The sequence below is a fragment of the Nostoc sp. CALU 1950 genome, from assembly GCF_051172895.1.
GTDB lineage: Bacteria > Cyanobacteriota > Cyanobacteriia > Cyanobacteriales > Nostocaceae > Nostoc > Nostoc edaphicum_A.
This window is the reverse complement of the sequence record NZ_JBDNJQ010000004.1, coordinates 77381-90414: the sequence shown is the minus strand read 5'-3', so window position 1 is coordinate 90414 and position 13034 is coordinate 77381. Positions and strand designations below refer to the sequence as shown.

General features: G+C 39.1%; 13 protein-coding genes. 9 read left to right on the top strand and 4 right to left on the bottom strand.

Annotated elements, in window-relative coordinates:
* Positions 1–5 precede the first annotated feature (5 nt).
* The 6 genes from ABF638_RS02335 to ABF638_RS02310 all read left to right on the top strand — a co-directional run bounded on the left by ABF638_RS02335 (position 6) and on the right by ABF638_RS02310 (position 4875).
* Positions 6–560, top strand: coding sequence for a hypothetical protein (locus ABF638_RS02335; RefSeq protein ID WP_435019906.1), 555 nt, complete (start codon positions 6–8; stop codon positions 558–560).
* A gap of 21 nt (positions 561–581) precedes the next feature.
* On the top strand, positions 582–1277 hold the full coding sequence (locus ABF638_RS02330; RefSeq protein WP_435019904.1) for a hypothetical protein: 696 nt from the start codon (positions 582–584) through the stop codon (positions 1275–1277).
* Between the two features lie 83 nt (positions 1278–1360).
* Entirely contained in the window at positions 1361–2050 is a 690-nt protein-coding gene (locus tag ABF638_RS02325) for a hypothetical protein (RefSeq protein ID WP_435019903.1), read from the top strand.
* 7 nt (positions 2051–2057) lie between these two features.
* A complete protein-coding gene (locus tag ABF638_RS02320) occupies positions 2058–2414 on the top strand; it encodes a hypothetical protein (RefSeq protein ID WP_435019901.1) in 357 nt (118 codons plus the stop codon).
* A gap of 74 nt (positions 2415–2488) precedes the next feature.
* The gene (locus ABF638_RS02315; RefSeq protein ID WP_435019899.1) at positions 2489–3211 is read left to right on the top strand and encodes a hypothetical protein; all 723 of its coding nucleotides are present in this window, start codon (positions 2489–2491) and stop codon (positions 3209–3211) included.
* A complete protein-coding gene (locus ABF638_RS02310) occupies positions 3211–4875 on the top strand; it encodes a hypothetical protein (RefSeq protein ID WP_435019897.1) in 1665 nt (554 codons plus the stop codon). The genes ABF638_RS02315 and ABF638_RS02310 overlap by 1 nt, the downstream gene beginning before the upstream one ends.
* 307 nt (positions 4876–5182) lie before the next feature.
* Here ABF638_RS02310 and ABF638_RS02305 read toward each other — a convergent pair whose 3' ends face one another.
* The 3 genes from ABF638_RS02305 to ABF638_RS02295 form a co-directional block, all read right to left on the bottom strand.
* Complete coding sequence (locus ABF638_RS02305) at positions 5183–6328, bottom strand: hypothetical protein (RefSeq protein WP_435019895.1); 1146 nt, start codon at positions 6326–6328, stop codon at positions 5183–5185.
* Between the two features lie 14 nt (positions 6329–6342).
* Positions 6343–6945 carry a hypothetical protein gene (locus ABF638_RS02300; RefSeq protein ID WP_435019893.1) on the bottom strand — a complete coding sequence of 201 codons (603 nt, stop codon included), beginning with the start codon at positions 6943–6945 and terminating at the stop codon, positions 6343–6345.
* 443 nt (positions 6946–7388) lie between these two features.
* Entirely contained in the window at positions 7389–9557 is a 2169-nt protein-coding gene (locus tag ABF638_RS02295) for an amylo-alpha-1,6-glucosidase (RefSeq protein WP_435019891.1), read from the bottom strand.
* A gap of 130 nt (positions 9558–9687) precedes the next feature.
* On the opposite strand from ABF638_RS02295, the gene ABF638_RS02290 reads away from it, so the two are divergent.
* The 3 genes from ABF638_RS02290 (at position 9688) to ABF638_RS02280 (ending at position 11930) form a co-directional block, all read left to right on the top strand.
* Complete coding sequence (locus tag ABF638_RS02290; RefSeq protein ID WP_069068387.1) at positions 9688–10299, top strand: peroxiredoxin; 612 nt, start codon at positions 9688–9690, stop codon at positions 10297–10299.
* 246 nt (positions 10300–10545) lie between these two features.
* Entirely contained in the window at positions 10546–11082 is a 537-nt protein-coding gene (locus ABF638_RS02285; RefSeq protein ID WP_435019889.1) for a peroxiredoxin family protein, read from the top strand.
* Between the two features lie 182 nt (positions 11083–11264).
* Entirely contained in the window at positions 11265–11930 is a 666-nt protein-coding gene (locus ABF638_RS02280) for a glutathione S-transferase family protein (protein ID WP_420759135.1), read from the top strand.
* Between the two features lie 72 nt (positions 11931–12002).
* On the opposite strand, the gene ABF638_RS02275 is transcribed toward ABF638_RS02280, so the two are convergent.
* A complete protein-coding gene (locus tag ABF638_RS02275) occupies positions 12003–13010 on the bottom strand; it encodes a DnaJ C-terminal domain-containing protein (protein WP_181931665.1) in 1008 nt (335 codons plus the stop codon).
* Positions 13011–13034: the final 24 nt, after the last annotated feature.

Here is a 13034-nt window from a genome sequence, read left to right as displayed (position 1 = left end):
TATTTATGGCATTAGAATTAACTCCAAATAAACCTCACAAACCACCTCACCCTTTAATAGTTAATGGTATCTCTGTTATCTGGGCAGGGGTTTGGTCTTCTACTAAAACTTATTATAAGAATCAAGCAGTCTTCCATGAAGGCTCCAGCTATAGAGCTACTGATACCACCACTCAAGAGCCTTCCACTGAAAGCACAGAATGGGATGTATTAGCCCAAGGAGCTGCTGATATAGGTAGCACAGTAGATAAAGATATCTATTTTTCTTACTCAGATGTTTCAAGTAGATTAATTTATACTACAGGTACAAATGAAATTATATTAACTGTAACCGTCGTAATCTTAACTCCTTTTAATGGAACAAATCCTTCTATTTCAATAGGAGATTCAACAGTAAATGATAGATTGGCTAACAATACCCAGATTTATCTTAGTGAAGTAGGAGAGTATGCTACTAACCCTACTTATAAATACACTTCAGCCACCCCAATTAATTTATATTTAACTGCTGGTGCTGGAGCAACTCAAGGTAATGGTTACATCTTAATTGAAAGTAAATAGTAAAATAAATAAAGAAATATTATGGCTCAAATTATTGATTTAAAAGGAACTTCTTTACCCTCTATTCAAATTGAAAAAGCAGGTGTAAGACTAAAGAACAATGCAGGTGACCTAGAAGTTAAAGATAGTGCAGATACCGCATTTAAAAAGGTAACTGCTCTCAGTTTAGAAGCTACTTCTGATACAGGTTTAGTAATTAACTCAGATGCTGCTGGTTCAGGTGCAGACTGGAAAATTACTCTAGCTAGACCTACCAGTGGACAAACTGCTGACTATACTTTAACTCTACCTACCAGCGCAGGTTCACCTTCCCAAGTACTTACTACCAATGGTTCAGGTGTTACAAGCTGGACTACGGTAAGTGGAGGTACTTCTAATGGGGTACTGATTGATACGACTTCACTAGCTTTCAACAGCGCTTCTAGTGTAGCTATGTTCACCTTACCAGCTAACGCAGTAGTACATAAAGTTGAAGTTATAATTGATACCCCTTGGGTAACTGGTACAGCTACTATGACTGTAGGAATTTCAGGTACTACATCTAAATATGCTGGTAGTAACCTTATTGATTTGTATGGTGCAGCTAAAGATATCTATGTTTCTACCCCTGGTGAAACTGCTAGTGGTTCTGCTGAATCTTTAATCATTACTTATGCTGCATCTAGTTCTACTGCTGGAGCCGCTAGAGTCCTAGTTTATTACAGCAACCCTGCTTAACAATTTAGCTATTGAGTAATATTAACATTAGGGTAATTAAAGGTTACCCTAATGACTTTTTATAAATAAAGATAATAAAATATATGGCTTCTTATTTTGATTTAAAAGGTACAACAATTGATTCATTTAAAATAGGTAAAGGTGGCCCTACTTTAAATAGAAGTGGTTCAAATATTATTAAGTTAAATAATACTGAACAACTGCTTACTGAAGCTAACTTACACCCAGGTTATTTACCAAATAAATGGTATACAGATACTATTTTATTTGATGCTTTTACTGCCTCTGCAAATACCTCCACAACTAACACAGTAAGCTATTATCCTTTTCAAATTTTTAGACCAGTAAACATAGTTAGGTTTTCTTTTAACCAAACTGTTTCTACTGCTACAGCATTATTCAGATTTGGTATTTATTCTAACAACCCCAGTACATTCTTACCTCAAACTTTAATAGCTAGTAGCGCTGAAATTACTTTATCTGGTATTGGAGATAAAGGCTTTGATACTACAACTACTCTAACCCCTGGTTGGTATTGGAAAGCTTTAAATCAAACTAGTGGTACTGGTAGTTTTAGTTCTGAAACTGGGTATCCTGCTGTTAGCTATTATGTGGGAAGTTCTACCTTTGGTATTGCTACTAGTAATATTGTTTATGGTTATAGGAATGATTTAACTTACACTAACGCTACTCTACCTACAACTGCTGTAATAAATGATTTGACTGAAATTACAGGAGTTCACCCTATTATGTTCTTTAAAACAGCTAGTTAATAAAATTATGACTACTAGTATTCAACACCAAGCTCAACAGGATGCTTATGAAATAGCCAAAGACTCTGTTACAAGTAATTCACTATCTGTTCTTATAACTCTAGTAGCAGTAAGTGCAGGAGTAGCTATTATTGCTAGTAAGTTTTCTCAGTTCTTTACTACCAAAATACTACCCAAACTAGAATCCTATTTATCTACTCAAGAAACTTTTATTAAAGCAATTAACTCTAACTCTGAAGAGATTAAAAAAAACCTTATAGTGCTAGAAAAAGATACTAGTACAGACCATGCCAGGATAATTGATAAGTTAAACGAGATAGAGATAGATGTTAAAGAAATTAAAATAATAATAAGTAAGAGTTAAAGGTGTAATTGTCCTATTTATGTTAAATCTCAATATGATATCCTTTAATTATGTAAGTAGTTGGAGGGTATTTTTTGTCTTCATATAAAGAAAGTGCAGTATATAAACATAGATATCTATCAGGTAAAAGACCTTTACCAGTTAGGTGTTCTTATATAAAAAAAGATGGTAATCAGTGTAAAAACAACATAATGCTTGGCTACAAATGTTGTGCAGCACATGGAGGTAAAGCAGCTAAAGCTAGAATCACACATGGTCTACATTCTAAATTAGTTAAACAAGAAAATATGAGAGCAATTAAATCATTATCTGCCAAGGAAAGAAAGGAGTTATTAGCTACTGATTACAGTAAAGAAACTTTGTTAGACAATAGCATTATGCTGTCTGATGCCATGATTGGTAGGCTGATTGACCATCAATCAGAGTTAATAGAAAGGTATAATACAGCAGTACAATTGACTGCTTCTGTAACTGATTCTTCTGCTAGAGAAGCAGAGGTAGCTGCCAATAATATAAATGGTCTGAGTAAAGCTATCACTGATTTATCTAAAGTGATTCAGATTCATCAAGCTCAGATTAATGCTACCTTAAAAACTAGAAAAGACCTCAGAGATAAGAATGAAAATGAACTTACACTCAAGGCTTTGTATGAACAGTTAAGTGTAGATCCCAAAGAATTAATCCAAGATTTAGTTAAAGCATACCTGACATCTAATCCTGAAACTAAAGTTGATGAATTATTTGCTCTTAAACCAGCAGATGTAGAAATTGAGTATGAGTTAGGAGATGATGACTAATGGATTTTAACTCTATCCCTTCTGATTTAGAGGGCATCCTTAAGTCAGATACATTGAGATATCAATTTATTGCTGGTGCTAATGACCCTGTTTTATTTGTTAAGTATTTCCTTGGTGAGAAGGTAAACCATTACTTAAATGAAGTTGAAAGGATACACCCTGAAACAGGTGCAATAGTCAAAGGACATCCTAAACAGAGACAATGGCTAAGGCAAGCTGTAAATGCTCAGGAAGGGGTATTAAAAGCAGGGTCTAGAAGTGGTAAAACCTTTGTTACTGCCCTTATGCACTTATGGTTTTTATTCTATAGGAAAAGACCTAGCACTTCTGTTTTCTATGGTGACTATAGTAAAAGGTTTCAATCTATTAACTGTGCGCCCTCTCTGAAGCAAGCAAAGTTAGTCAAGGATGAAATTATCAACCTAGTTAATGATAGCCCTTTCTTGACCAGCATAGGTTTTATTAAACACATTTCTGATGGACAACAACCTTTTATAGAAACTTGTTTTAATAGTATTATTTGGTTTCAAGCTACTGTTCAGAAAGGTAGATTTATTTTAGGTTTCTATTTAGATGTAGCTACATTAGATGAGTCTGCTTCTGAGTATGCCCTAGAACATTTGAGAATGAAGATATTAAATGTCAGGGGTACTGAAGTTAGTGGACGTAAATACTTTATTTCTACTCCCCAAGGTGAAGGTGACACTGCTGGACAGGGTGCTATTTACTTTAGGAAAATGTGGAATGAGTTTAAGGAAAGGAGACTTAAACAAGATAAATCTGTAGTCATTGCTGAGTTCAGTCAGTTTGATAATCCTGTTAACCCTGAAGAAACCATCAGGTCAAACATGGTGAACATGACTCAAGCTCAAGTCAGAGAAGAAGTCTATGGTAAATTTGCTAATTATGGTGCTACTTTCTTTGCTGGTAACTATCTAGATAAAGCTATTGAAAAGGGTGAAAAGCATATTTGTTTCTTCCCTTATGATGACCCAGTTACAGGACATTGTTTACCTGAACATGGTGCTAGTTTGGAGTTTCCATATTTACCTAAAGGTGGCCCAGGTTCACAGTTCTTTACTGGTTGTGATGTAGCTGGTTCTACTAATGGTGACTCTACAGTTTTGATCACACTTCAATTTATTGACAGGGAACTTAGAATTGCTGCTTTTGAAAGGATTAGCAAAACTCCTCTGTTTGATCAGAATGGGGTGCTAGAGAGGATTAGGCGTAGGTTAAATCAATTCCCTGGTGAACTTTATTATGATTCTACTGCATTGGCTGGACAATATTTGAAGGAATCATTGGAGAAAGAATTACCTGTTGATTTAGCTGAGAAATGTATACCAATTAATTCCACTAAGAAACCTGGTAAAAATCAAAAGCATAATCACAAAACTTTAATGCTGTCTAATTTAGCTGGTGCGGTGGAGAAAGGTAAACTGATAATTCCTTATGATGAGCAGGACAGGTTAAAGCAACTCAAGACTGAACTAAGGTTTTATAAATTGGATGATAAAGGACTGGCTACTGACTGTGTGATGGCTTTAGCTTTGGCTGCTTATGCTTGGAAGAGGAGAAGAAGTGCCAATATTTACGGTGATGATTTGTGGGGTGAAGAGGAACAGGAAGTAACTGAGTCTTCAATGTTGAGAGCTGCTTAGTTTACTAGTCTATCTAATCTCAATTTCCTTTCTATTGATGCCTGAATATATTAAAGCTGTCATTTTACGTTTCTTAATAAAGTTGTCTTGACTTAACTTGCATAAACTTGCATAATAATTAAGCTAATACAATTTATAGAACTAATTACAAAGCTTAAACAGCTTGCCTATTAAGGCTTCTGGAGTCAAATTTATTGTTTACTTTAGGTGAATAGGGTAAATCTGACTTCTTGGTAAATCAGCTACAGATTGTGTTATTATCCCTTATGGAAAGCTACCTGGATAGAGTTTAGCTTAATTGATATTACTAAAATATTCCTAGACCTATAATTGGTACAAAAACTAGAGAACTTAAACTTAATTCTCTAGGTGTTTCCGCTACTTTAGTCAACTTATTTATCATAAAACAGATAAGGCATGTTACCGGAAATAACCCATTTGACATTATTACTAAAGCAGCTACAGTAAAGATAACTATAATTCTAGATAGTAGATGTGGTATTTTGTTATGAATGGCTGAGTAGACGGTCATAATAGTATCCCAATTGTGAGCTATTACTCCAGTTAGAATTACTATTATAAACAAAATGACTACTACTTCAGTATGGTGGAAGCTTTCATTAAAAGCTGCTGCACTTGAGGCTGCTGCACTTTTAGCCCCACCAGTAGTTAGTAGGATAGTTATACCTCCAATAGAGGCAACTGCATCAGCTACAGCGTGTCTAGCTACTTTGAGTTCCGTTGCGTCGTTGTCTTCAAACAATCTACAGACAGCATTGGTAGGTAAACCCCATAAGAAAGCTGAAGCTATTCCCGCTATACTACCCTCAATTATATTATTCCAAGTGCCTTTAGTATGGTAGATTTCATTGCTTAACTGAATTTTTTCAGGTTTGTATCTGAATGTATTAATTAAGTTAGCTGAGAACAAACTTGATGCAATTACAAACATTGACTGCTGGATACCTAAATCTTTAGCAATCCAACTGAAGCTACAGTAGGTTAAGAAAGCTATTGCAGCTACCCATTTGTATTTAGATAACTGAATTAAGCTTCCCCATAGGATGATAGCTCCTCCAAAACCTAACATTGCGATTGTTTTACTACCTATGTCAAAGATAGAGTTACCATAGAAGAACACCATCCCACAAGCAGCCAACCCAAACAGGATTTTAATAAAGAAGTATTGATACGCAGATTCAATACATAAGTTTTGTTTGTTTTCTGCATTGGTTATATTCTCATCTAAATCTTCTCTATGCTTAGCATGTAGTAATGATAGGTGTTTGAAGCTAGATGTAACTACATCAACCCCTATTATTAATCCAATTGCAAATCTAGCGTCAGGGATTATAGAAGCTGACATTAAGGCAAATCCAATGTTAAATCCTGGTATGAAGTTAAGTAGGATTCCTAAAATGGAACCTAATAAGATACCTATAATAAGTTCCATTTTAGAAAACTCCTTTACTTTACTGGCTCAACACGGTTAACTATTCTTAAGCCTGACATACTGGTTTGGTAGTACCATTTGTAAGGTTTTTTGGGCTCAAGCTGATTTAGTATTTCTTTTTTAAACCTATAGCTGGTGTTTTCATAAGCTACATTTAATGTTGCCTCTTCATACTTTTTGAGTTTGGTTAGTATATTGAGACTCATGGTCTGCTCAATACTTTCTATAGGTACTGCATTTCCATCTGCATCTATAACTTCTATATCTTCTTTGGCAGTATCACCAATTGCGCTAGCAAAGTACTCTGTATCCATTTTTACTAGTACTTTAACTCTATTGCCTACTTGCTGAAGGAGGAAGTTTTGATTTGGGTTGGTTTTTATATTTAATCTACACCCCTCAGTTCCTTCTCCAATAGTCACTATTTTATTACCCCAGTCCCCTTTATTGACTGAGGTAACTTGACCTTTAGCAAAGCCCCTTTCCCCTGCTTTTAGTTCGCAGAGGTTGAGGTTACTTTTTATTTGATTTTTTGAGTTATCAGCTACTTGGTTCATAATCATAAATAAAGGAATAAGTAAGCCTACCGTAATTAGTAGCTGTTTTGTTTTAGTCATGTATTTATAGAAATATAATTGACCCTTTATAGCCCACCAAAGACAAAAACCTGAGAATGGTTAATTTTAGTAATTTGCCCAAGCAAATCTGTTGCTGAGGTTTCCTGAGATACCACAACACCCCTCTTCTATTGGCAGGGGCGTGAACTTAGCCACAATAGACCTAATAGCTGTTTATTACTTACAAGCTGTATCAAGCTTAGTCAGTGAAAACTTTAGTGTCAATAATCACTCAATATGATAAGATTATAAAACAAGTGTTGACTATTACCTGACTATGAAATAAGATACCTGGAGCTGAAGCTCTTGATATAGTTGGCTTTATTTTGGGACTCATAAGCCTGGGGTCGTTGGTTCAACTCCGACCTGAGCCACTTAAAAATTTACAAGTAGTGAGTGGTGAACTATAGCTATTTTTCATAGTCAGCACTCAGAACCTAGCATTATTTAATGTGACGGATTACTTCGGCAACTGACCAAGCTTGAGCGATCGCACCTCTGGGTGTATGAGGTACATCTCCATCAAAAATCTCAGAAATAGAACCAAGACAAGCGTCCAATAGGAAGTGATCTAGTAGAGGTTGCCAATCAAAAGGCAGTGATTGTTGTGGGTAAAAACGTTGCCAAGCCCGAATATATGGCCCAATTAGCCAAGCCCAAACAGTGCCTTGATGATAAGCGCGATCGCGTTGCTCTTGGTTGCCCTCATATTTCCCTTTGTATTCTGGATCTCCTGGATCAAGACTGCGAAGACCATAGGGAGTAAGCAAGCTGGTAGTTGCCAAATCTAATATCTGACACCCTTGCTGTTCAGAAAACCCACAATGGTGCAGTGACAGCGCCAAAACGGCATTGGGACGAACTTGAAAATTCCGGCGATCGTCCGGCTCAATAGTATCGTACAAATAGCCCAACTGAGGATTCCAGAACTTTTGCAGCGAGGTTTTCACGTGTTGCGCTTGTTGAGCATAACGCTGTGCTTGCTTGGTGAGACGCACTGGCTCACCAAAATCAAGTTGGCTCAAGCGCTCTGCCCACTGACCCAACCAACATAAAGCAGAATACCACAGCGCATTGATTTCCACTGGCTTCCCGTGACGGTGAGTGACGGGGTGTGAATCAATTACCACATCCATCCAAGTGAGGGCTACACCACGAGCATCCCAACTAATTAGCCCATCAGTAGCATCAACTTGAATATGAAAATGTGTACCACCAACAAATGCTTTGTAGATTTGCTGCACTACGGGGAATTGCTCTGCCAAAAATTCCCAGTCTTGGGTAGCTTCTAAATAAAGTCCTAAAGTTTCAACCCACCACAACGCCGCATCGATACTGTTATAAATTGGTTCACCATTGATATCAGGAAATACATTAGGAATCAAACCCTGGCGACAATAATGCCCAAAAGTCCGCAATACTCCTTTTGCCAAATCAAAGCGCTGGGGAACTAGTGCTAACCCCGGTAAGGAGATTAATGTGTTGCGTCCCCAGTCATTAAACCAGTGATAACCAGTAATGACTGTGGGGCCTGCAATTGAGGCTCGATAGACGATAAACTGATCGCTTGCTTTGAGTAGTTTTTGCCAGATTGGGGAGTGGGTATTGGGGACTGGGGACTGGGGATTAGGGATTGGGGATTGAGTACTGGAAAACTTTACCCCAGTCCCTCCCTCACTCCATCCAAAAATCTGTGAGAGCCGTTCTTGTTCTGCCTCTACAGCTTCTGCAAAGGTTTTGGGGGTGAGAACGCCTGACCCCGAGTCAGGAAAACCTACTCGTGCCTCTAGAGTCACAGCATCTCCTGGTTGAAGTATGACTATCAAGTAACCAGGACTATAAAGGTCTTCCTTGTCGCCTAATCCCCGTTTCGTCTCCTCAGACAATCCATAATGCCAATACCAAACGGCATCTGGTTGATAATTTCCTTGTGTCCAGCGCAAGTGCCAAGGTATACCGAAGCGCCCAGAATTGATTGCTTGTAGACAGATTTGCTGTTGCCCTAGCAATTGTGAAAACTTTAATTCTTCACTAGCAGTCTGCTGGTGGTGAAAGTCACGTTCTGCTATCAACAGTCGCAACCGTAAAATCGCTGTTTCAGTTCCATCGTAACGATACTGAATTAAAGTCCTATGGCAAAATTGGGCATGGGCGGCATTGGGCATTGGGCATTGAGCATTAGAAGGGCGGGGTGCGGGGTGTTGAGGAGAGAAATTTTCACCCTGCTCTCTGCTCCCTGCTCCCCTGCTTCTTCCCCAGTCCCCAGTCCCCACCAAGCCATAGGGCATCAACAATTGTCTGGTTAACTGCCAGTTATCTTGTCCCCAAGTCCATTTTGGAACTGGGTTAATATCAAAGCAGCGTAGCAGTTTGTAGCCTGTCGGCTCAATCTGACCGTTACCCCAAAAATTTGTCCCCAGTGCTACAACTTTCCCTAAGACTTCTAAGCTAGCTTCTAGGTGCGAAAACAACAGAGTCCGCCCAGAGGGTGGATTTGTAGCGGCAAACAGCCAACCATGATAAGTGCGGGTGCGGACACCAGAAACTGTACCACTGGCAAAACTTCCCAAGCCATTGGTGAGCAACCATTCTCTTGTATCTAAATCAGACATTTGCTACTCAAAATCGTTATGAGTATGATATAGTCGTAACAGATCGTAATTAAACTGTGAGAGCGTGGATGGGTGAGTTTACTTAACCCAAATTTCAACGCTACTAAACCGATAAAGGAGAATTAGGTTAATGTCCCTTACTTACGGAACCGAAGGAAGCCTCCGCGTTGGTCAGCAAGCTCCCGATTTCACAGCAACGGCTGTGGTAGATCAGGAATTTAAGACAATCAAACTTTCCGATTATCGCGGTAAGTATGTCGTCCTGTTTTTCTACCCACTAGACTTTACCTTTGTTTGTCCCACTGAAATCACAGCATTTAGCGATCGCTACGAAGAATTCAAGAAAATCAATACAGAAGTCCTTGGGGCTTCCGTTGACAGTGAATTCTCCCACCTCGCTTGGATTCAAACTGATCGTAAGTCTGGTGGCGTCGGCGACCTAAATTATCCTCTAGTCTCCGACATCAAGAAAGAGATTAGCGCCGCTTACAACGTTCTTGACCCAGCAGCTGGCATTGCCTTGCGTGGTCTGTTCATCATCGATAAAGATGGTATCATACAGCACGCTACCATTAACAATCTAGCTTTTGGTCGCAGCGTTGATGAAACCCTGCGGACATTACAAGCAATTCAGTATGTTCAGTCTCACCCCGATGAAGTTTGCCCAGCTGGTTGGCAACCTGGTGATAAGACAATGAACCCTGATCCAGTGAAGTCTAAAGTTTACTTCTCTGCTGTCTAAATTTCTCTAGCTAGCAAACTCTAATCCATCCTGTTGGAGTTGAGAGCAAAATCAATGAAAACCACAGATAGACAGAGATAAACATTAAACAATGTCAACCTCCGTATTTATCTGTGGTTTTTTCATAAAATGATATTTACATAATCAACGTTAAAAAGATATCAGCTTTCACAAAGGTTGTGACTTATGAAGCACCCAAAAGCTTATCCAATAAATCTTTGATAATCCAAAATCCAAAATTTTATTATGCTTACTTCAACTGATTTTAGTGGCTTATTAAATGAGCGATTCTTCCGCAACTTTTTGCCAGTTCCAGCTAGCAATAAACTCAGATTGGGAGTGGGAACACCAGACTTTCAATTGCCAGATATTACCAACGGAACATTAGTAAAGTTGTCTGATTATAAAGGCAAGCAACCAGTGTTAATTGCCTTTACTCGGATCTTTACTGAAAAACAATATTGTCCCTTTTGTTTTCCTCACATTAAAGCTTTAAATGAAAACTACGAACAATTCAAAAATCGCGGCATCGAAGTTTTAATGATTACTAGTACCGATGAACGGCAGAGTCAAATAGTTGTGAAAGATTTAGGCTTAAAAATGCCGTTATTGAGTGATCCTAGCTGTCGAGTATTTCGTACCTATCAAGTAGGACAAGCACTGGGAGCGCCTTTGCCAGCACAGTTTGTATTAGATAAAGAGGGAAAACTCCGTTACTGGCATTTATTTTCTTTTTTAGATCACAATGCTAGCGTTGAGACATTGTTAGAACAATTCAATTGAATCTAAGGCAAGAGACGCGATGAATCGCCGTCTCTACAATAATCAGTCTTTTGTCTTGGCGGCGATTTATCGCGTCTTTGGGATCTAAAATTTTCATCAAACAACCTTAACCGAACCGTATTGGAGTATAAGGTGTAAGATTGGCAATGTTCGGCCTACTTATAAAGCTGTGAGGTTTTCTAATGCTGACACTTTATCACGCGCCAATTTCTCCCAACTCGCGCCGCGTCTGGATTACTCTGCTGGAAAAAGGACTTGAGTTTGAATTGGTAGAGATAAAACTGAATGGGGAGCAATTTAAACCAGATTTTTTAGCAATTAACCCTTTCCATCACATTCCAGTTTTGGTAGATGATGGCTTTAATGTAGTAGAATCTTTAGCAATTCTCGACTATTTAGAGGCAAAATACCCTACACCTGCGATGTTGCCTAAAGATGCCAAGGATTTAGCGATCGCACGCATGGTACAACTGGTAACAGTGAATGAGCTTTTGCCAGCAACCACCACGTTTTTACCTCAAATATTAGGATTTCCTGGAGCAGATCCAGAAAAAATTGAGCAAGCGAAGCAGAAAATTTCAACAGTGCTGAAGTTTTTTGAAAATTTATTAGATGATCGCCCTTACTTTGGTAGTCAAAACCTCACTCTTACCGAAGTTGTGGCTGGGACTGTAGTACCTTTGATGCCAATGGTAGGCATATCTTTGAGTGAATATCCAAAATTAAAGGCTTGGCGCGATCGCTTAATTGTACGTCCATCGTGGCAAACTACCGAGACTACACCGGAAGCAATGGAAGCTTTTAAGTCTGTCATGGCGGCCAGAATAGCGCAGCAAAACTCAGGGTGAAGTCATCAGCAGTAGAGACGCGAAACAGCACTTCCTGCTGCTTTACAATGCGTCTCTACAAATCCAAAATATTCACAGCCTGACTTGGTTCAAATGACTACGGGGATTATAAGTACGTATAGCGCGGATTTTTTCATAATATTCCCGCTCTTGTTGGCTGAGGTCTTTTGGTGGAACGATCGCCACCTTCACCAACTGATCGCCGCGTCCACCCTTGGCCAAAGGCCAACCTTTGCCACGTAAACGCAGAGATTGACCAGAACGCACCCCTGCTGGTAGCTTGACATTAACTGAACCATCGGGAGTGGGTACATCAATAGATGCTCCCAAAGTAGCTTCATCTGGTGTGATTGCCACTTCGCACATCAAGTTATCGCCTTCCATTTGGAAGAACGAGTGCGGCTGAAGTTCAACTTTTAAGTATAAATCCCCACGTTGTTGAGTCATGGGGTTGATTTGACCTTTGCCCCGCACGCGCAGGCGAGTACCAGTTTTAGAACCAGATGGGATGCGGACATCTATTGTTTCGTTACCTAAACTGAACCGCTTTTGCACACCATTAAATGCTTCAGCAAAAGTTAGAGCGATCGCAGCTTCACTATCCTGGTTAGTACCTGCACCTGCATCTTGAAACCCAAAATCGTTAAAGCCGCCAAAACCACTTGGCGCACCTGTAGGATTACGGGGAGAGTAACTTTGTGAGTAACTTTGTCGCCCACCACGAGGAGCAGCACCACCAAAGCGTCCTAGCAACTCATTAATGAACTCATCAAAATTGCCGTATTGACTGAAGTCAAAGTTACCCATATCGGCTCCAACACCGCCAGATGGAAAACCTTCACCAGCTTGTTTCCAATATTGACCGAATTGGTCGTATTTTTTGCGTTTATCTGGATCTGATACAACTTCGTAGGCTTCACTAACTTCTTTGAAGCGTGCTTCTGCCTGTTTGTTGTTTGGGTTGACATCAGGGTGATATTTGCGAGCTAGTTTACGAAAAGCTTGTTTAATTTCCTCTGGACTGGCAGTCTTACTAACTCCCAAAATAGCGTAATAGTCCTTGAAGTCGGTTGCAGCCATCTACCAGCCTCCTATAGAAATTCC

Bases quoted from the DNA above. Each gene is read 5' to 3' on its own strand.
- ABF638_RS02285 (WP_435019889.1), top strand. From the start codon at position 10,546: ATGCTTACTTCAACTGATTTTAGTGGCTTATTAAATGAGCGATTCTTC.
- ABF638_RS02305 (WP_435019895.1), bottom strand. From the start codon at position 6,328: ATGGAACTTATTATAGGTATCTTATTAGGTTCCATTTTAGGAATCCTA.
- ABF638_RS02330 (WP_435019904.1), top strand. From the start codon at position 582: ATGGCTCAAATTATTGATTTAAAAGGAACTTCTTTACCCTCTATTCAA.
- ABF638_RS02310 (WP_435019897.1), top strand. From the start codon at position 3,211: ATGGATTTTAACTCTATCCCTTCTGATTTAGAGGGCATCCTTAAGTCA.
- ABF638_RS02300 (WP_435019893.1), bottom strand. From the start codon at position 6,945: ATGACTAAAACAAAACAGCTACTAATTACGGTAGGCTTACTTATTCCT.
- ABF638_RS02290 (WP_069068387.1), top strand. From the start codon at position 9,688: ATGTCCCTTACTTACGGAACCGAAGGAAGCCTCCGCGTTGGTCAGCAA.
- ABF638_RS02320 (WP_435019901.1), top strand. From the start codon at position 2,058: ATGACTACTAGTATTCAACACCAAGCTCAACAGGATGCTTATGAAATA.
- ABF638_RS02280 (WP_420759135.1), top strand. From the start codon at position 11,265: ATGCTGACACTTTATCACGCGCCAATTTCTCCCAACTCGCGCCGCGTC.
- ABF638_RS02275 (WP_181931665.1), bottom strand. From the start codon at position 13,010: ATGGCTGCAACCGACTTCAAGGACTATTACGCTATTTTGGGAGTTAGT.
- ABF638_RS02295 (WP_435019891.1), bottom strand. From the start codon at position 9,557: ATGTCTGATTTAGATACAAGAGAATGGTTGCTCACCAATGGCTTGGGA.
- ABF638_RS02325 (WP_435019903.1), top strand. From the start codon at position 1,361: ATGGCTTCTTATTTTGATTTAAAAGGTACAACAATTGATTCATTTAAA.
- ABF638_RS02335 (WP_435019906.1), top strand. From the start codon at position 6: ATGGCATTAGAATTAACTCCAAATAAACCTCACAAACCACCTCACCCT.